At 59.3% G+C, this 17,284-nt stretch carries 16 protein-coding genes and 1 riboswitch; of the genes, 9 read left to right on the top strand and 7 right to left on the bottom strand.

Translation table 11 applies throughout. From position 1 onward, the window contains the following. Nucleotides 1-27: 27 nt before the first annotated feature. On the bottom strand, nucleotides 28-828 hold the full coding sequence (gene thiD, locus B2J69_RS15055) for a bifunctional hydroxymethylpyrimidine kinase/phosphomethylpyrimidine kinase (protein ID WP_081140462.1): 801 nt from the start codon (nucleotides 826-828) through the stop codon (nucleotides 28-30). After that, a complete protein-coding gene (gene thiM / locus B2J69_RS15050) occupies nucleotides 825-1,619 on the bottom strand; it encodes a hydroxyethylthiazole kinase (RefSeq protein ID WP_407944749.1) in 795 nt (264 codons plus the stop codon). Before thiM ends, thiD begins: the two co-directional genes overlap by 4 nt. A 34-nt stretch (nucleotides 1,620-1,653) precedes the next feature. Beyond that, nucleotides 1,654-1,750, bottom strand: a riboswitch (TPP riboswitch). A gap of 82 nt (nucleotides 1,751-1,832) precedes the next feature. Between thiM and B2J69_RS15045 the strand changes: the two genes are divergently transcribed. Then, on the top strand, nucleotides 1,833-2,129 hold the full coding sequence (locus B2J69_RS15045) for a hypothetical protein (protein ID WP_236722737.1): 297 nt from the start codon (nucleotides 1,833-1,835) through the stop codon (nucleotides 2,127-2,129). A gap of 76 nt (nucleotides 2,130-2,205) precedes the next feature. Next, nucleotides 2,206-3,165, top strand: a complete 960-nt coding sequence (locus B2J69_RS15040; protein ID WP_081140460.1) for an AEC family transporter — start codon at nucleotides 2,206-2,208, stop codon at nucleotides 3,163-3,165. 53 nt (nucleotides 3,166-3,218) lie between these two features. On the opposite strand, the gene ahpF is transcribed toward B2J69_RS15040, so the two are convergent. Both ahpF and ahpC read right to left on the bottom strand, forming a co-directional pair. Then, on the bottom strand, nucleotides 3,219-4,787 hold the full coding sequence (gene ahpF / locus B2J69_RS15035) for an alkyl hydroperoxide reductase subunit F (RefSeq protein ID WP_081140459.1): 1,569 nt from the start codon (nucleotides 4,785-4,787) through the stop codon (nucleotides 3,219-3,221). Nucleotides 4,788-4,858: 71 nt separating this feature from the next. Continuing rightward, on the bottom strand, nucleotides 4,859-5,422 hold the full coding sequence (ahpC, locus tag B2J69_RS15030; protein WP_033750273.1) for an alkyl hydroperoxide reductase subunit C: 564 nt from the start codon (nucleotides 5,420-5,422) through the stop codon (nucleotides 4,859-4,861). Nucleotides 5,423-5,671: 249 nt separating this feature from the next. Between ahpC and B2J69_RS15025 the strand changes: the two genes are divergently transcribed. After that, nucleotides 5,672-6,100, top strand: a complete 429-nt coding sequence (locus B2J69_RS15025; protein ID WP_081140458.1) for a GNAT family N-acetyltransferase — start codon at nucleotides 5,672-5,674, stop codon at nucleotides 6,098-6,100. Between the two features lie 23 nt (nucleotides 6,101-6,123). Here B2J69_RS15025 and apbC read toward each other — a convergent pair whose 3' ends face one another. Beyond that, the gene (gene apbC / locus B2J69_RS15020; RefSeq protein ID WP_081140457.1) at nucleotides 6,124-7,236 is read right to left on the bottom strand and encodes an iron-sulfur cluster carrier protein ApbC; all 1,113 of its coding nucleotides are present in this window, start codon (nucleotides 7,234-7,236) and stop codon (nucleotides 6,124-6,126) included. Between the two features lie 163 nt (nucleotides 7,237-7,399). Here apbC and metG point away from each other — a divergent pair, with 163 nt between their 5' ends. From metG to sanA, 6 genes are all read left to right on the top strand, one after another. Beyond that, nucleotides 7,400-9,430 (top strand): methionine--tRNA ligase, encoded by a 2,031-nt coding sequence (gene metG, locus B2J69_RS15015; protein WP_081140456.1) that lies wholly within the window; start codon nucleotides 7,400-7,402, stop codon nucleotides 9,428-9,430. A 264-nt stretch (nucleotides 9,431-9,694) separates the two neighbouring features. Continuing rightward, nucleotides 9,695-10,084: a CidA/LrgA family protein gene (locus B2J69_RS15010; protein WP_081140455.1), complete on the top strand. Its 390-nt coding sequence runs from the start codon at nucleotides 9,695-9,697 to the stop codon at nucleotides 10,082-10,084. Then, complete coding sequence (locus B2J69_RS15005; protein ID WP_081140454.1) at nucleotides 10,077-10,769, top strand: CidB/LrgB family autolysis modulator; 693 nt, start codon at nucleotides 10,077-10,079, stop codon at nucleotides 10,767-10,769. The genes B2J69_RS15010 and B2J69_RS15005 overlap by 8 nt, the downstream gene beginning before the upstream one ends. A 119-nt stretch (nucleotides 10,770-10,888) precedes the next feature. Continuing rightward, a complete protein-coding gene (gene cdd / locus B2J69_RS15000; RefSeq protein WP_081140453.1) occupies nucleotides 10,889-11,779 on the top strand; it encodes a cytidine deaminase in 891 nt (296 codons plus the stop codon). A gap of 155 nt (nucleotides 11,780-11,934) precedes the next feature. Next, complete coding sequence (locus B2J69_RS14995; RefSeq protein ID WP_081140452.1) at nucleotides 11,935-13,632, top strand: NAD-dependent malic enzyme; 1,698 nt, start codon at nucleotides 11,935-11,937, stop codon at nucleotides 13,630-13,632. A 135-nt stretch (nucleotides 13,633-13,767) separates the two neighbouring features. Continuing rightward, the gene (sanA, locus tag B2J69_RS14990) at nucleotides 13,768-14,487 is read left to right on the top strand and encodes an outer membrane permeability protein SanA (RefSeq protein WP_081140451.1); all 720 of its coding nucleotides are present in this window, start codon (nucleotides 13,768-13,770) and stop codon (nucleotides 14,485-14,487) included. A gap of 204 nt (nucleotides 14,488-14,691) precedes the next feature. Here sanA and mglC read toward each other — a convergent pair whose 3' ends face one another. Further along, nucleotides 14,692-15,702 carry a galactose/methyl galactoside ABC transporter permease MglC gene (gene mglC, locus B2J69_RS14985; RefSeq protein WP_081140450.1) on the bottom strand — a complete coding sequence of 337 codons (1,011 nt, stop codon included), beginning with the start codon at nucleotides 15,700-15,702 and terminating at the stop codon, nucleotides 14,692-14,694. A gap of 19 nt (nucleotides 15,703-15,721) precedes the next feature. After that, complete coding sequence (gene mglA, locus B2J69_RS14980) at nucleotides 15,722-17,242, bottom strand: galactose/methyl galactoside ABC transporter ATP-binding protein MglA (RefSeq protein ID WP_081140449.1); 1,521 nt, start codon at nucleotides 17,240-17,242, stop codon at nucleotides 15,722-15,724. Nucleotides 17,243-17,284: the final 42 nt, after the last annotated feature.

Here is a 17,284-nt window from a genome sequence, read left to right as displayed (position 1 = left end):
GCTGCTGGCCTTTTCTCTCTCTGACGTTTACCACCAGCGATGAAAGTGATGCACCGGCCCGATGCCGTTGCCAACCTCCAGCGTATCGGCCTCGATAAGCGCCTGCTGCAGCCAGCTTTTCGCCTCGCGCAGGGTGTCGGCCCAGCCGTCATAACGCGGGCGCAGCGCCGCCAGTGCGGCGGAGAGCGAGCAGCCGGTGCCGTGGGTATGGCGCGTATTGACGCGCGGCGCGGTAAAACGCTGCGCGCCGTCGCGGGCGATGAGCCAGTCCGGGCTTTCGCTGTCGCCGAGATGACCGCCTTTCATCAGCACCGCCTGACAGCCGAGCGCCAGCAGCGCTTCGCCCTGGGCAAGCATCTCCTCTTCACTGCGCGCTGGCGCACAGTCGAGCAGCGCCGCCGCCTCCGGCAGATTGGGGGTGATCAGCGACACCTGCGGCAGCAGCAGCTCGCGCACGCTGGCGATAGCGTCAGGCGATAGCAAGGGATCGCCGCTTTTCGCCACCATCACCGTGTCCAGCACCACGAACGGGATATCGGCGCGCTTTAGCTGTTCCGCCACAATACGCACGATGGCGGTTTCCGACAGCATGCCGATTTTCGCCGTGTCGATGCGCACGTCGCTCAGCACCGAATCAAGCTGCGCGCCGACAAAAGCGGGATCGATGCGATAAACCGACTGTACGCCACGGGTGTTCTGCGCCACCAGCGCGGTGATGACGCTGGTGCCGTAGGCGCCGAGCGCCGAAAAGGCTTTAAGGTCGGCCTGGATGCCGGCGCCGCCGCTGGGATCGGTGCCGGCAATCGTCAGCGCGTTGATACGTTTCATGCGCGCGCCTCCTGTGCCAGCTGCCACAGGGCATCGATAAACAGCGTGGCGAAGCTGCCGGGCGCGGCGGTCTGGGCGGCGGCGCGTTCGCCCGCCAGCGTCATGATGCGGCAGGCGCTGGCGACGTTATCCCGCCTGTCACCCGGCAGGCTGCAAAAGGCGGCGACCACGGCGGAGAGCGCGCAGCCGGTGCCGACCACGCGCGTCATCAGCGCGCTGCCGCCAGCGATGCTCAGCGTTTTATGGCCGTCGGTGACGTAATCGACCTCGCCGCTGATCGCCACCAGCGTCTGATGCTTTTGCGCCAGCTCGCGCGCCGCCTCCAGCGCCGCCTCCGCCTGATGCTGCGAATCTACGCCGCGCCCGCCCGCGCCCTGCTGCGCCAGCGCAAGAATTTCAGACGCGTTGCCGCGCACCGCGGCAGGCCGCAGCGCAAGAAGCTGCTGGCAGAATTCGCTGCGCAGGCGCAGCGCCCCGACCGCCACCGGATCGAGCACCCAAGGCTTTTGCGCCGCGTTGGCGGCCTGCACCGCCGCCAGCATGGCGTCGCGGCGATCGCGGGTCAGAGTGCCGACGTTGATCAGCAACGCGTCGGCCATCGCGGCAAACTGCGTGGCCTCGTCAGGATCGATCACCATAGCGGGCGAAGCGTGAAGCGCCAGCAGGACGTTGGCGGTGACGTTCTGCACCACGTCGTTGGTCATGCAGTGCACCAGCGGCTGGCGTTGAACGAAGCGGGCGAGAACGGGCGCGAAGTGCGCGTCAGAAAAGCGTTGAGGTTGATGGATCATCATAACTCCCAACCGGCGAACAAGAAGGCGAATGCGGTCAGGCATCTGACTTCCCTACGCTGGCATTATCCAGATCAGGTATTACGGGTATTTCTCAGCCTTCACAAAGAAGGGCACCCCGAGTCGAATGTTACGCCAGCAGCATAAGAGAGGCGCCTGGCGAAAGCAATACGCCTACCTCTTAAGAGGTATTACCAGTTAGCTCGGTTCCGCATGATCTCGATCAACCAATGGCGGCTAAAAAACAAGCCTAATGCTCCGGGCCCGCAAACCATGCTGTTTAATCCTGGCTATCCGTTTCAGAGGAACCTGATGAAACTGCTCTCGCTTATACCGCACTGGCACCGTTGGCAGGATGTTGTAATTACTCGTGCCAATGCCATTGCCCCGAATGGCAGAAGCTATTTTTCTACTCATATTACTGCCCGCTGCCGAAGCTGCGGCCAGACGCTGCATCGCATCCATTATCGCGATATCAGCGACGCGCAGGCGCGACGCTGGCTGGGATAAACGCTGCGCTGCTGGGTGACGCTTTTGGCAACAACATGTTAGGCTGATGTGACCTGATGCAGATAACAGACGCGCCATGCCCAGCTTGCTTGATACGCTTACCCATCAGATTTACCTTTCCGCTCCGCTGTTTATTTTAATTCTTCTTGGTTACGCCCTGACGCGTATCGGCAAATGGCCGGTTTCTATTAGCGAAGGTATGAACCGCTTTGTGTTCAACGTCGCCCTGCCCTGCATGCTGTTCCGCGTGATGAGTGACTTCTATAAAAGCCCGCCGGTGGATGTGCGGCTGCTGCTGGCCTTTTTCGGCAGCTGCCTGCTGATTTTCATCCTTGGCCGCATCCTGGGCGCGCGGCTGTTTAAGCTCGACGGCGTCGCGGGCACGGTTTTCGCCCTTGGCGGCATCTTTTCCAATAACGTGATGCTGGGCATTCCGGTAGCGACGGTGCTGCTTGGTGCGCAGGCGCTGCCGTCAGTGGCGCTGGTGCTGGTATTCAATAGCCTGATCCTCTGGACGCTGCTGACCCTCTCGGTGGAGTGGGCGAAACAGGGCAGCTTCTCGCTGCAGGGCATCGGGCGCACCCTGCTCAGCGTGGCGAAAAATCCGCTGATTATCGGCATCCTCAGCGGCACCGCGTGGAGCTTTTTGAAACAGCCGCTGCCGGCCATCGCCGCCGAGCCGCTGCGCATGCTTGGCTCTATCGCCGCGCCGCTGTCGCTGGTGACGCTCGGCATGAGCCTGGCGCACTACCGCGTGCGCGACGGGCTACGCGAAAGCTATACCATCTGTTTGCTGAAGCTGATTTTGCAGCCGATGACCATCTGGGCTATCGCCTGGCTGGTGCGTCTGCCGCCGCTGGAGAGTCGGGTGGTGGTGCTGCTGGGTTCGATGGCGGTCGGCGTCAACGTCTACCTGATGTCGCAGAAGTTCAACGTGCTGACCGGGCCGGCGGCGGCGAGCATGCTTTTTTCCACGCTCTTCGCGGCGGTGACGACGCCGATATGGATGATGCTGATGTCGCTGGCGGGCTACTAAAAAAAAGCCCCGAGACAGCGGTCCCGGGGCGGTTGCGTGGCTATCGCAAAAAGTTATTCAGCCGGTTTAGTGCGGATCAGATAGTCAAAGGCGCTCAGCGAGGCTTTGGCGCCTTCGCCGCTGGCGATGATGATCTGTTTGTACGGCACCGTGGTGCAGTCGCCCGCCGCGAACACGCCTTTCAGGCTGGTTTCGCATTTGGCGTCAATCAGGATCTCGCCCACTTTATTGCGCTCGACCGCGCCTTCCAGCCAGGTGGTGTTCGGCAGCAGGCCAATCTGCACGAAGATACCGCTCAGCGCGATATCGTGCGCCGTCTGGTTGTTGCGATCGATATAGGCCAGGCCGGTAACTTTGCTGCCGTCGCCTTTCACTTCGGTGGTCTGCGCGTTCAGGATCACGTCAACGTTTTTCAGGCTGCGCAGCTTGTTCTGCAGCACCTGATCGGCGCGCATTTCGCCCGCGAACTCCAGCAGGGTGACGTGCTCGACGATACCCGCCAGGTCGATAGCCGCTTCCACGCCGGAGTTACCGCCGCCAATGACCGCGACGCGCTTGCCTTTAAACAGCGGACCGTCGCAGTGCGGGCAGTAGGTCACGCCCTTAGTACGATACTGCTCTTCGCCCGGTACGCCCATGTTGCGCCAGCGCGCGCCGGTGGCGATGATAATGCTGCGTGATTTCAGCACCGCGCCTGAGGCGGTTTCAATGGCGTGCAGGCCGCCCGCTTTCGCCGCCGGGATCAGCTTGATGGCGCTCTGGGTGTCGATCACGTCAACGTCGTAGTCGTCAACGTGGGCGCGCAGCGAGCCAGCCAGCTTCGCGCCTTCGGTTTTCTGCACGGAGATGTAGTTTTCGATATCCACGGTGTCGAGCACCTGGCCGCCGAAACGCTCGCCCATCAGGCCGGTACGGATGCCTTTACGCGCCGAGTAGATCGCCGCCGCCGCGCCCGCCGGGCCGCTGCCGACAATCAGCACTTCATAGGCGTCGCGCTTGTTCAGCTCTTCCGCCGCGCGTTTCTCTGCATTGGTGTCGACCTTGCCGACGATCTCAGCGAGGCTCATGCGGCCCTGACCGAACTCTTTGCCGTTCAGGTAAACCGCCGGCACGCCCATCACGTTGCGCTCGGCGATCTCGTTCTGGAACATGCCGCCGTCAATCGCCGTGTGCGAGACGCGCGGGTTGATGATCGCCATCAGGTTCAACGCCTGCACTACGTCAGGACAGTTGTGGCATGACAGCGAGTAATAGGTTTCGAAATGCAGGTCGCTATCCAGCGCCGCAACCTGGTCCAGCAGGCTCTGCGTCTCTTTCGACGGATGACCGCCGGTCTGCAGCAGCGCCAGCACCAGTGAGGTGAACTCATGACCCATCGGCGAACCGGCAAAGCGCGGGCCGCTGTGTGAGCCAGGGTTGGTGATCAGGAATGAGGGTTTACGCACCGGACGATCGTTCTCTTCGCGGAAGCTGACTTTTTCAGACAGGCTGGCGATATCTGCCAGCAAATCGCGAATTTCCGCTGATTTGGCGCCATCGTCCAGGGTGGCGATTAACTCAACAGGCTTGGTTAATTTCTCAAGGTAGGCCTTGAGCTGGATTTTTAAATTGGTGTCGAGCATAGTGAGTTCCTGTCAGAAGAAATCGGGTGCCGCAGCACCCGATAGAGAAAGATCGAAAAGCCGGGTCGAAATTAGATTTTGCCAACCAGGTCCAGAGACGGAGCCAGAGTAGCGTCGCCTTCTTTCCATTTAGCCGGGCATACTTCGCCTGGGTGAGAAGCAACGTACTGTGCCGCTTTCACTTTACGCAGCAGGTCAGACGCGTCGCGGCCGATACCTTCAGCGGTGATTTCGATTGCCTGGATGATGCCTTCCGGGTCAACGATGAAGGTGCCGCGGTCAGCCAGACCTTCTGCTTCGCGCATGATTTCGAAGTTGCGGGTCAGCGCGCCAGTCGGGTCGCCGATCATCGCATACTGGATTTTCGCGATGGTTTCAGAAGAACCGTGCCAGGCTTTGTGGGTAAAGTGGGTGTCGGTAGAAACAGAGTAGATATCTACGCCCAGTTTCTGGAATTCTTCGTAGTGGTCAGCCACGTCGCCCAGCTCGGTCGGGCAAACAAAGGTGAAGTCAGCTGGATAAAAGAAGAAAACACTCCATTTACCTTCAACGTCTTTCTCAGTTACATCGATGAACTCGCCGTTTTTAAATGCAGCGTTTTTGAACGGTTTGATTTTGGTGTTAATGATAGACATTTGAAGTCCTCCGCTAAAAGATGTGATCTACGTTACAAAATTTTCGGGCCAACTTCTAATACGCAGTCGTTATCAATCAGATAAACGAAAGCTATCAAACGCGGCAAACCGCACCGCTATTGACGCCGCCTGGGCATTCTACACGCAAAGCTTCCTGATTAAACACGCAAAGCACTTTGATTTAACGCCGTTTATCTTTTCATGGAAGAACTGCTAATTTTGTAGAAAAGGTGTTGAGGGAGTTTATCCGTGCAGATTCGTTCGTATACCGAAGCCGATCGTCCATTTCTGAGAACCCTGTTTCTGGCCGCGCGTCGTCATAACTGGCGCTGGCTCGACAGCAGTCACTGGCAGCTGGAGGATTTCGACGCGGTGATTCTGGGAGAAACCGTCTGGGTGGCGGAGCTGGAGGGCCATCGCGTCGGGTTCGCCGGGGTGCTGGAAAACGACAACTTTCTGCACAGTCTCTATGTCGATCCCGCCTGGCAGGGACGCGGCGTCGGCAGCGCGCTGCTGGAAAAAGTGCAGACGCGCTTCACCAGCACCGGCGCGCTGAAGTGTTTGTTGCAGAACAAGGCGGCGCAGGCGTTCTATTTGAAGCACGGCTGGAAGATTATCGCCCAGGGCGAGAGCGAGCAGGGAAAATATGTGCTGATGCACTTCCCGCTGACGTCCTGAGAAAACGCCAGCGGTGCGCAGGCTTACAGCGCGCGGAAGGCGATGTCGCCGGGGATCACCTCGCCCTGCCAGTAGAGACGCGCCGCGACGCGGCCCGCCAGCTGGCGATAGAGCGCGGTAAACTCGCTTTCCGGACGGCGGATTACCGTGGGTTCGCCGTCATCCAGATCTTCGCGCAGGTTAATATGCAGCGGCAGCTGCGCCAGCAGCTGCGTCTGATAATCCGCCACCAGCTTTTCTGCGCCGCCGGTGCCGAAGATCGGCTCATGGAAGCCGCAGTGGCTGCAGATATGCAGGCTCATGTTCTCCACCACGCCCAGCACCGGCACGTTGACCTTCTCAAACATCACCATGCCTTTGCGCGCGTCGATCAGCGCGATATCCTGCGGCGTGGTGACCACGATAGCGCCGGTAACCGGCACGCTTTGCGCCAGCGTCAGCTGAATGTCGCCGGTGCCGGGCGGCATGTCGAGCACCAGGTAGTCGAGATCGGGCCACAGCGTCTCGTTGAGCAGTTGCATCAGCGCTTTGCTCGCCATCGGGCCGCGCCACACCATGGCGTTATCGTCGGTCACCAGATAGCCGATGGAGTTGGTGGCGAGGCCGTGCGCCATAATCGGCGCCATATGGGTGCCGTCGGGCGAGGTGGGACGCTCATGCTCGGTGCCGAGCATATTCGGCACCGACGGGCCGTAGATATCCGCGTCGAGAATGCCGACGCGCGCCCCTTCCGCCGCCAGCGCCAGCGCCATATTAACCGCGGTGCTCGACTTGCCGACGCCGCCTTTGCCGGAGCTGACGGCGATGATGTTTTTCACGCCGTTCACGCCAGGCTGGCCCTTGACGCGCTTCAGCGTGGCGATATCGTGTCGCAGCCGCCAGTCGATCGCCTCGGCGCCGGTCAGGCGCAGCAGTTCGGCGCTGGCCTGCGCCTTCAGCTCTTCAAAGGCGCTCGCCCAGGCGAACGGCATCGTGAGGTCGATATGCAGTTTGCCGTCCAGCAGCGCCACGTGATGCAGCGCTTTCAGCGCGGTAAGATTACGCTCGAGGGTCGGATGCCGGAAGCCGCTGAGCACGCCCATAACCACGGCGCGCAAGGCTTCAGGTGAATGTGATGTCCGGGATTGTGCTGTCATCCCCACTCCTTGTTATTTTCTCTGTCGCTGGGTTCAGCGGTAACACAACAATCATATCAGATGTCGCCGCGGTCGACGCCAGGCCGCCCTTGTGTTTACGCCCGCCAGGGCATGAGTTACCATCTAAGCCCGTTTTTTCAATCAACAGAAAGCTACGCAAACTATGACTCAAGTCGCGAAAAAAATAATGGTAACGTGCGCCCTGCCGTACGCAAACGGATCGATCCATCTCGGCCACATGCTCGAGCATATCCAGGCAGACATTTGGGTGCGTTACCAGCGAATGCGTGGCAATCAGGTCTATTTCATCTGCGCCGACGACGCGCACGGCACGCCGATCATGCTGAAAGCGCAGCAGCTGGGCATTTCACCGGAGCAGATGATCGCCGACATGAGTCAGGAACATCAGGTCGATTTCGCCGGGTTCAATATCAGCTACGACAACTACCACTCGACGCACAGCGACGAGAACCGCGTGCTGTCGGAGCTGATTTACACGCGCCTGAAAGAGAACGGTTTTATTAAAAACCGCACGATTTCTCAGCTTTACGATCCAGAAAAAGGCATGTTCCTGCCGGACCGTTTCGTCAAAGGCACCTGCCCGAAATGCAAATCGCCGGATCAGTACGGCGACAACTGTGAAGTGTGCGGCGCGACCTACAGCCCGACCGAGCTGATTGAGCCGAAGTCGGTGGTCTCCGGTGCGACGCCGGTGATGCGCGACTCTGAGCACTTCTTCTTTGATCTGCCGTCGTTCAGCGCCATGCTGCAGGCCTGGACGCGCTCCGGCGCGCTGCAGGAGCAGGTGGCGAACAAAATGCAGGAGTGGTTCGAATCTGGCCTGCAGCAGTGGGATATCTCGCGCGACGCGCCCTACTTCGGCTTCGAGATCCCCGACGCGCCGGGCAAATACTTTTACGTCTGGCTCGACGCGCCGATCGGCTATATGGGCGCGTTCAAGAACCTGTGCGACAAGCGCGGCGATCTCGATTTCGACGAGTTCTGGAAGAAGGATTCCACTACCGAGCTGTACCACTTTATCGGCAAGGATATCGTCTACTTCCACAGCCTGTTCTGGCCGGCGATGCTGGAAGGCAGCGACTTCCGCAAGCCCAACAATCTGTTCGTGCACGGCTATGTGACGGTGAATGGCGCCAAGATGTCTAAATCGCGCGGCACCTTTATTAAGGCGAGCACCTGGCTGCAGCATCTGGACGCCGACAGCCTGCGCTACTACTACGCCGCCAAGCTCTCTTCGCGCATCGACGATATCGACCTTAACCTGGAAGATTTCGTGCAGCGCGTGAACGCCGATATCGTCAATAAGGTGGTGAACCTGGCGTCGCGCAACGCCGGCTTCCTGACCAAGCGCTTTAACGGCCAGCTGTCGGCCGACCTGGCGGATCCGGCGCTCTATCAGACCTTTGTCGACGCCTCCGAGAAGATTGGCGACGCCTGGGCGAGCCGCGAGTATAACCGCGCCATTCGCGAAATCATGGCGCTGGCCGATCTGGCCAACCGCTATGTGGACGAGCAGGCGCCGTGGGTGGTGGCGAAGGAAGAGGGTCGCGACGCCGATCTGCAGGCGATCTGCTCGATGGGCATCAACCTGTTCCGCGTGCTGATGACCTGGCTGAAGCCGGTGCTGCCGACGCTGAGCGAGCGCGCCGAGGCGTTCCTCAACAGCGAACTGCGCTGGGACGCCATTGCGCAGCCGCTGCTTAATCACCAGGTCGCGCCGTTTAAAGCGCTTTATGGACGTATCGAAATGACCAAAATCAACGCGCTGATTGAAGCGTCGAAAGAAGATGCCGCCGCGGCCAGCCAGCCGGCGACCGGTCCGCTGGCGGACGCGCCGATTGGCGACACCATTACCATTGACGACTTCGCCAAAGTCGATATGCGCGTGGCGCTAATCGAGCACGCCGAGCTGGTGGAAGGCTCCGATAAGCTGCTGCGTCTGCAGCTCGATCTGGGCGGCGAGAAGCGCCAGATTTTCTCCGGTATCCGCGCCGCCTATCCGGATCCCTCGGTGCTGATCGGCAAGATGACGATTATCGTTGCCAACCTCGCGCCGCGTAAGATGCGTTTCGGCGTGTCGGAAGGCATGGTGCTGTCAGCGGGTCCGGGCGGGAAAGATCTGTTTGTGCTGTCGGTCGACAGCGGCGCGCAGCCGGGCATGCCGGTTAAGTAAGGGAAATACCTTTAGGGCAACAAATTTGTCGCCCTAAAGGCCAGGGCAACGTGCCCGTCGCGGGTGGCATGGACCGATCGCAAAGACGCAAAAGACGGCATCCCTGCCAGCTCGGCCTGCGCCATCCCTGGCGCAGGACGCTTTGCTCTTCGGTCCATGCCACCCGCTCGCAAGCTTCTCTGCGGTCATCAAGGGCGACAGCAATGTCGCCCTTTTTTATCCCGTGTCGCGTATGATGTTGTGCAGTGAAACCAGGAGCCTGCTATGCCCACCGTGCTGTCTCTGTGCTGGCGTTACCTACGCGCCTTCGTCATCATCTACCTCTGCCTCTATGCCGGCAACGCCCTTGCCGTCGTGCTGCCCATCGCGATCCCCGGCAGCATCCTCGGCATGCTGACGCTGTTTGCCCTGCTGGCGACGCAAATCCTTCCCGTCGACTGGGTCAAGCCAGGCTGCCATCTGCTGATCCGCTACATGGCGCTGCTGTTTGTGCCGATCAGCGTCGGCATCATGAGCTACACCGACGTGCTGAGCGCGCAGTTCGGCCCCATTGTGGTCTCGGTGGTGGTGAGTACCTTTCTGGTGCTGACGATTGTCGGCTGGAGCGCCCATAAAATTCATACGCGCAGCGTGCGGGAGAAGCCGAGTGAGTGATATCTGGTGGTCGCTGCCGCTGAGCGTCGGCGCCTTTATGCTGGCGCGTCGCCTGGCGGCGAAGCTGAAAATTTCGATCCTCAATCCGCTGCTGGTGGCGATGGCGATCATTATTCCGCTGCTGCTAGTGCTGCACATCCCCTACGCGCGCTACTTCGCCGGCAGCCAGATCCTCAACCAGCTGCTGCAGCCGGCGGTGGTCGCGCTGGCGCTGCCGCTCTACGAGCAGATGCATCAAATCCGCGCGCGCTGGAAATCGCTGATCGGTGTCTGCTTTATTGGCAGCCTGACCGCGATGGTCTCCGGCACCGCTATCGCGCTGTGGATGGGCGCGACGCCGGAAATCGCCGCCACCATTTTGCCGAAATCGGTCACCACGCCGATCGCCATGGCGGTCTCCGCCTCGCTGCACGGCATTCCCGCCATTAGCGCCATCTGCGTGCTGATCGCCGGCGTGCTCGGCGCGGTGTTCGGCCATATGCTGCTCAACCTGCTGGGGATCAAAACCCGCGCGGCGCGCGGCCTGGCGATCGGCAACGCGTCGCATGCGCTCGGCACGGCGCGCGCGGCGGAAGTGGACTACCAGGAAGGCGCGTTTAGCTCACTGGCGCTGGTGCTGTGCGGCATTATCACCTCACTGCTGGCGCCCTTTATTTTTCCGCTGCTGCTGCACGCGATCGGCTAAAACTTTGCGAGAGATCTCGCAAAGTTGAAACGATGCAAATCTGTTGCATTGTCAGAGCGATACAGATCACATATAACCCCTCTGGCGGCAATCGGCCGCCTGATATTAACGAGGCTATCATGCATCCACGTTTCACCTCCGCCTTCGAGGCGCTGCCCGCTGCTCTGCAAAGCGCGCTGCGTCCGGTGCTTGACGACGCGCAGTTTCAGGCGGCGCTGACGCCGGAGCAGGTCGCATCGCTGATGCAGCAAACTCAGCTGGACGCCGACGCCCTCGCGCTGGCGCTGCTGCCGCTGGCGGCGGCCTGCGCGGTCGCGCCGGTGTCGCGCTTCAACGTCGGTGCCGTGGCGCGCGGCGTGAGCGGCCACTGGTATTTCGGCGCCAATATGGAGTTCGCGGGCGTGGCAATGCAGCAAACGGTGCACGCCGAACAGAGCGCTATCGCGCACGCCTGGCTGCGCGGCGAACGCCGCCTGGAGATCGTTACCGTCAACTACACGCCGTGCGGCCACTGTCGCCAGTTTATGAACGAGCTGAACAGCGGCACCGATCTGCGCATCAGCCTGCCAGGCCGCAGCGTCAGCACGCTGGGCGACTATTTGCCGGACGCCTTCGGCCCGCGCGATCTCAACATCACCACCCTGCTGCTGGATAAGGTGGATCACGGCTATCAGGCGCAGGGCGACGCGCTGGCGCAGGCGGCAACAGAGGCGGCCAATCAGAGCCACGCGCCCTACAGCGGCTCGCACAGCGGCATTGCGCTGCGCACCACGACGGGCGCGCTGGTCACCGGACGCTACGCCGAGAACGCTGCTTTCAACCCCAGCCTGCCGCCGCTGCAGGCCGCGCTGATCCTGCTCAATATGCAGGGCGAAGCCTGCGAAAACATCGCAGCCGCCGCGCTGGCCGAAGTGGAGAACGCCACGCTGGATCAGTTTGCCGCCACCCAGGCGACCCTGGCCGCGCTGGGATGCGATCGGCTCACACGCGTTACGCTGCGCAAAGCCTGAGGCACGGCACACGCTTTTAAACACTTACAATATCTTTTATTTACAAAAGCTGTACATCGGCGAGAAATTTCATAGGATCGTGCGCCAGCAACACAAAAAAAGAACGACTGGCGTCTGAGCTTTGCCAGACAACACCGCAACCGGAGCATCAATTCATGGAACATGAGTACGAAAGTAAGCGTCCGCTGTACATCCCCTACGCTGGCCCGATCCTGCTGGAATTTCCCCTACTGAATAAAGGCAGCGCCTTCTCGCTGGAAGAGCGCAACGAATTTAACCTCAACGGCCTGCTGCCTGAAGCGGTCGAGAGCATTGAAGAGCAGGCAGAGCGCGCCTGGCGTCAGTTCCAGGACTTTAAAAACAATAACGATAAGCACGTCTACCTGCGCAACATTCAGGACACCAACGAAACCCTTTTCTACCGCCTGCTCGACAACCATCTTGAAGAGATGATGCCGATTATCTACACCCCGACCGTCGGCGCGGCCTGTGAACACTTCTCTGAGATCTACCGTCGCGCGCGCGGCGTGTTTATCTCCTATCCCAACCGCGATCGCATTGAAGATATGCTGCAAAACGCCACCAAGCAGAACGTGAAGGTGATCGTGGTGACCGACGGCGAGCGTATCCTCGGCCTCGGCGATTTGGGCATCGGCGGCATGGGCATTCCCATCGGCAAACTTTCCCTCTATACCGCCTGCGGCGGCATTTCGCCGGCCTATACGCTGCCGGTGGTGCTGGACGCCGGCACCAACAACCAGCAGCTGCTCAACGACCCGCTCTATATGGGCTGGCGTCATCCGCGCATCACCGGCGAAGAGTATGATGCCTTCGTCAATGACTTTATCCAGGCGGTAAAACGCCGCTGGCCGAACGTGCTGCTGCAGTTTGAAGATTTCGCGCAGAAAAACGCCATGCCGCTGCTGCAGCGCTACCGTGACGAAATTTGCTGCTTCAATGACGATATTCAGGGCACCGCCGCCGTCACCGTCGGCACGCTGATCGCCGCCAGCCGCGCCGCAGGCAGCCGCCTGTGCGAGCAAAAAGTGGTGTTCCTCGGCGCAGGCTCCGCCGGATGCGGCATCGCCGAGCAGATTATCGCGCAGATGAAGTCGGAAGGATTAAGTGACGAAGAAGCGCGCGCCCGCGTACTGATGGTGGACCGCTTCGGCCTGCTGACCGACAAGCTGCCGAACCTGCTCGACTTCCAGAGCAAGCTGGTGCAGAAGAGCGAGAACCTGAAAACCTGGGACACCGCCAGCGATTCGATTTCGCTGCTTGACGTGGTGCGCAACGCGCGTCCCGATATTCTCATCGGCGTCTCCGGCCAGCCGGGCCTCTTTACCGAAGAGATTATCCGCGAGATGCACAAGCACTGCCCGCGTCCTATCGTGATGCCGCTCTCTAACCCGACCTCGCGCGTGGAAGCGACGCCTGCGGATATCATCGCCTGGACAGACGGCGCGGCGCTGGTCGCCACCGGCAGCCCCTTCTCGCCGGTAAGCTGGAAAGGCAAACTCTACCCGATCGCGCAGTGCAACAACTCCTATATCTTCCCAGGCATCGGCCTCGGTGTGATCGCCGCGGGCGCAACGCGCGTCACCGACTCCATGCTGATGACCGCAAGCCGCGCGCTGGCCGACTGTTCGCCGCTAGTGAATGAAGGCGAAGGTCCAGTGCTGCCAGAGATCAAAGATATCCAGGGCGTGTCGAAGATCATCGCCATGGAAGTTGGCAAAGCCGCGCAGCTGGCGGGCGTGGCGGTGGTCACCTCGGAAGACGTGCTGTCGCAGGCGGTCGCCAGCAATTTCTGGCTGCCGCAGTATCGCCACTATCGTCGCACCTCTATCTAATCACAGCGCGCCGGGCCGTTTCTGGCCCGGCCGCTGCGCAAAAAGCCATCAGCCAACCGGCGTTAACTTGCTTCGGCGCAGGTCCTCAAGTAGCCTTGATGCACCGATTTTCCCTGACCCCGAGCGCCCACGCGTATGTTGAAACGCGTCTTTATTGGTCTTTTATTCATCATCTTACTGGTGGTGGCGACCGCGCTCGGCCTGGATCGCTGGATCAGCTGGAAAACCGCGCCCTATATTTATGAAGACGTCGCCTCGCTGCCGCATCGTCAGGTTGGCGTGGTGCTGGGCACGGCGAAGTATTACCGCACCGGCGTCTATAACCAGTACTACCTCTATCGCATTCAGGGCGCGCTCAACGCCTATAACAGCGGCAAGGTGAACTATCTGCTGCTGAGCGGCGACAACGCCATGAGCAGCTATAACGAACCCATGACCATGCGCCGCGATCTGATTAAAGCCGGCGTCGATCCGCAGGATATCGTGCTGGACTACGCCGGTTTCCGCACCCTCGACTCTATCGTGCGCACGCGCAAGGTGTTCGACACCAACGACTTCATCATCATCACGCAGCGTTTTCACTGCGAGCGCGCGCTGTTTATCGCCCTGCATATGGGCATTCAGGCGCAGTGCTATGCGGTGCCGTCACCGAAGAATATGCTCAGCGTGCGCTTCCGCGAGGTGGGCGCGCGTCTCGGCGCGCTGGCCGATCTGTTTGTAATGAAGCGCGAGCCGCGTTTCCTCGGCCCGCTGGTGCCGATCCCGGCGGTGCATCAGGTGCCGGAAGATGCGCAGAGTTATCCGGCGGTGACGCCGGAACAGCTGCTGGAAAGCGAGCAGAAAGCGCGGAAATAGAAAATAGAAAGAGCGGCCCGCAGGCCGCTCTTAAAAACAGATAATGTGCTCACGCGGATGGCAGGGTTCGATCGCAAAGTCGCTCAAGGCATCCCTGCTCGCTCGGCCCGCGACATCCTTGTCGCGGGACGCTTTGCTCTTCGAACCCTGCCATCCGCGTTTTGACGCCCAGGCTGTTTGCAGCATGCCTGAACGCCAGGATTATTACTTCTTACGCGAATACTTCAGCGAATCCAGCGCCACGGCGAAGATAATGATGCCGCCCTTGATAATGTACTGCCAGTAAGGGTTCACGCCGATATAGGTCAGACCGTAGTTGATCACGGTAAAGATGAGCACGCCGGTCACTACGCCTGCCACCGTTCCTACGCCGCCGGCAAAAGAAACGCCGCCCACCACGCACGCCGCGATGGCGTCCAGCTCATACATAAAGCCGAGGTTGTTGGTGGCGCTGCCGATACGGCCCGCTTCCAGCATGCCGCCGAAGGCGTAGAACACGCCAGAGAGCGCATAGATCAGAATCAGGTTGAAGTTGACGTTAACGCCAGACACTTTCGCCGCTTCCGGGTTGCCGCCGATAGCAAAAATATTCTTACCAAAGCGGGTCTTGTTCCACAGGATCCAGACGAAAATAATGGCGGCAATCGCGTAAAAGGTAATGTAAGAGAGCTTGAAGTCGCCAAAGCGCAGGAAGCCCTGAGCGAACTTCGAGAAGCCGCTGTCAAACCCGGCAATCGGCGACGCGCCGACAAAATCGTAATAGAGTGAGTTGATGCCGTAGACGATAATCATGGTGCCGAGCGTGGTAATAAACGGCGTCACCTTGAGGTAGGCGATGATCAGGCCATTCACCAGGCCGATCAGGCCGCCGATCACGCACACCACCAGAATCACCACCGGAATCGGCACGGTATCCAGCGTCGGAAACACCTTATTGGCGTTATCCATCGCCTGCAGCAGCGTTGCCGCCACCACCGCCGCCAGACCCACCTGACGACCGGCCGACAGGTCGGTGCCCTGCGTCACGATCAGCCCCGCCACGCCCAGCGCGATAATAATACGCACCGAAGACTGGGTAAGAATATTACTCAGGTTCATCAGGCTTAAAAACGTCGGATCCTGGAAAATAATAATTGCCAGCAAAACCAGCAGAACGACATAAATGCCGCCCTCTTTCAGCCAGGTTAGCGCATTCTTTTTAGTAGTCGCTTTCATGTTAACAGCCCTTGCTTCATTAAAGGTGTAATGACGCTAAACGCAATATTTCGTTCTGCGTGGTTGTCTTGGTATCTACAATGCCCGCTACCTGGCCGTTGCTCATTACCAGAATACGATCGGTAATGCCCAACAGCTCCGGCATCTCGGAGGAGATAATAATGATGCCCTTCTCTTTCTTCGCCAGCTCGGAAATCAGCTGGTAAATTTCGAATTTCGCCCCGACGTCAATGCCGCGCGTCGGTTCGTCCAGCATCAGTATTTCAGGCTGAGTCAGTAACCAGCGGCCGATAATCACCTTTTGCTGGTTGCCGCCCGAAAGCGATCCAATTTGCGTATGGTGGCCCGGCGTTTTCACGCGCATGGCGTCGATCACCCACTGGGTGTCGCTTTTCATCCGCTTATTATCGAGCAGGCCAATATTGTTTTTGTACTTCTTGATATTGGAGATTAACGAGTTAAACCCGATATCCAGGAACGCGTAAATCCCGGTGGAGCGGCGCTCTTCGGTTACCAGCGCGAAACCGTGGTTAATCGCTTCGTTGGCGCTGTGGTTATTGATCGCCTTACCGTGCAGCTTAATGGTGCCGCTCACCTTCTCGCGGATCCCGAACAGGGTTTCAACGATATCGGTACGCTTAGCGCCCACCAGCCCGGCAATGCCCAGAATCTCCCCTTTACGCAGATCGAACGAAACGTCGCGAATTGACGGCTGACGCAGCGAGGTTAAGTTGCGCACCTCAAGAATGGTTTCGCCCGGCACATTGGTTTTGTCGGGAAAGCGCTGGTTCAGGGAGCGGCCGACCATCATGGCGATGATCTTATCCATATCCAGCCCTTCCAGCGGCTGAGTGGCGATCCACTGTCCGTCGCGCAGAATGGTAATCTCATCGCACAGCTGGAAAATCTCTTCCATCTTGTGCGAGATATAAACAATGCCGCAGCCGCGATCTTTCAGCTTGCGAATAATGGTGAACAGATGGTTCACCTCTTTTTCGGTCAGCGACGAGGTCGGCTCGTCCATAATCACGATTTTGGCGTCGTAGGAGAACGCCTTGGCGATCTCGATCATCTGCATCTGCGAAACCGAAAGCGTCGCCACTTTGTCGCGCGGATCGATATCGATATCCAGCTCATCGAATATCGCTTTGGTATCGCGATACATTTTGTCCTGATCGACAAACGGGCCTTTGCGCGGGTAGCGGCCCAGCCACATATTGTCCATAACGGTGCGCTGCAACACCAGGTTCAGCTCCTGATGCACCATCGACACGCCGTTTTCCAGCGCCTCTTTCGAACTTTTAAAATCGATTTCCTCACCCTGAAACAGGATGCTCCCCGTATCTTTTTTATAAATACCAAACAGGCATTTCAATAATGTCGATTTACCGGCGCCGTTTTCACCCATCAATGCATGAACGGAGTGAGGCCGCACTTTTAAATTCACATTATCTAAGGCTTTAACCCCTGGAAATGATTTAGAGACGTTCGTCATTTCCAGCAGATATTCACGCTGCGCGGTCGGATTATCACTGGCCATAATTTACCTGGCTAAAAAAAGCGTTGGTCACGTGAAAACAGG

Origin of the sequence: Pantoea latae (genome assembly GCF_002077695.1) — a bacterium.
Taxonomy (GTDB): domain Bacteria; phylum Pseudomonadota; class Gammaproteobacteria; order Enterobacterales; family Enterobacteriaceae; genus Pantoea; species Pantoea latae.
The sequence above is the reverse complement of the archived record's forward strand: the minus strand, read 5'-3'. Positions and strand labels throughout refer to the sequence as shown.

What these genes read in the sequence shown, in the direction of transcription:
- thiD (WP_081140462.1), bottom strand. Translation starts at nt 828, where the DNA reads ATGAAACGTATCAACGCGCTGACGATTGCCGGCACCGATCCCAGCGGC.
- thiM (WP_407944749.1), bottom strand. Translation starts at nt 1,619, where the DNA reads ATGATCCATCAACCTCAACGCTTTTCTGACGCGCACTTCGCGCCCGTT.
- B2J69_RS15045 (WP_236722737.1), top strand. Translation starts at nt 1,833, where the DNA reads ATGATCTCGATCAACCAATGGCGGCTAAAAAACAAGCCTAATGCTCCG.
- B2J69_RS15040 (WP_081140460.1), top strand. Translation starts at nt 2,206, where the DNA reads ATGCCCAGCTTGCTTGATACGCTTACCCATCAGATTTACCTTTCCGCT.
- ahpF (WP_081140459.1), bottom strand. Translation starts at nt 4,787, where the DNA reads ATGCTCGACACCAATTTAAAAATCCAGCTCAAGGCCTACCTTGAGAAA.
- ahpC (WP_033750273.1), bottom strand. Translation starts at nt 5,422, where the DNA reads ATGTCTATCATTAACACCAAAATCAAACCGTTCAAAAACGCTGCATTT.
- apbC (WP_081140457.1), bottom strand. Translation starts at nt 7,236, where the DNA reads ATGACAGCACAATCCCGGACATCACATTCACCTGAAGCCTTGCGCGCC.
- metG (WP_081140456.1), top strand. Translation starts at nt 7,400, where the DNA reads ATGACTCAAGTCGCGAAAAAAATAATGGTAACGTGCGCCCTGCCGTAC.
- B2J69_RS15010 (WP_081140455.1), top strand. Translation starts at nt 9,695, where the DNA reads ATGCCCACCGTGCTGTCTCTGTGCTGGCGTTACCTACGCGCCTTCGTC.
- cdd (WP_081140453.1), top strand. Translation starts at nt 10,889, where the DNA reads ATGCATCCACGTTTCACCTCCGCCTTCGAGGCGCTGCCCGCTGCTCTG.
- B2J69_RS14995 (WP_081140452.1), top strand. Translation starts at nt 11,935, where the DNA reads ATGGAACATGAGTACGAAAGTAAGCGTCCGCTGTACATCCCCTACGCT.
- sanA (WP_081140451.1), top strand. Translation starts at nt 13,768, where the DNA reads ATGTTGAAACGCGTCTTTATTGGTCTTTTATTCATCATCTTACTGGTG.
- mglC (WP_081140450.1), bottom strand. Translation starts at nt 15,702, where the DNA reads ATGAAAGCGACTACTAAAAAGAATGCGCTAACCTGGCTGAAAGAGGGC.
- mglA (WP_081140449.1), bottom strand. Translation starts at nt 17,242, where the DNA reads ATGGCCAGTGATAATCCGACCGCGCAGCGTGAATATCTGCTGGAAATG.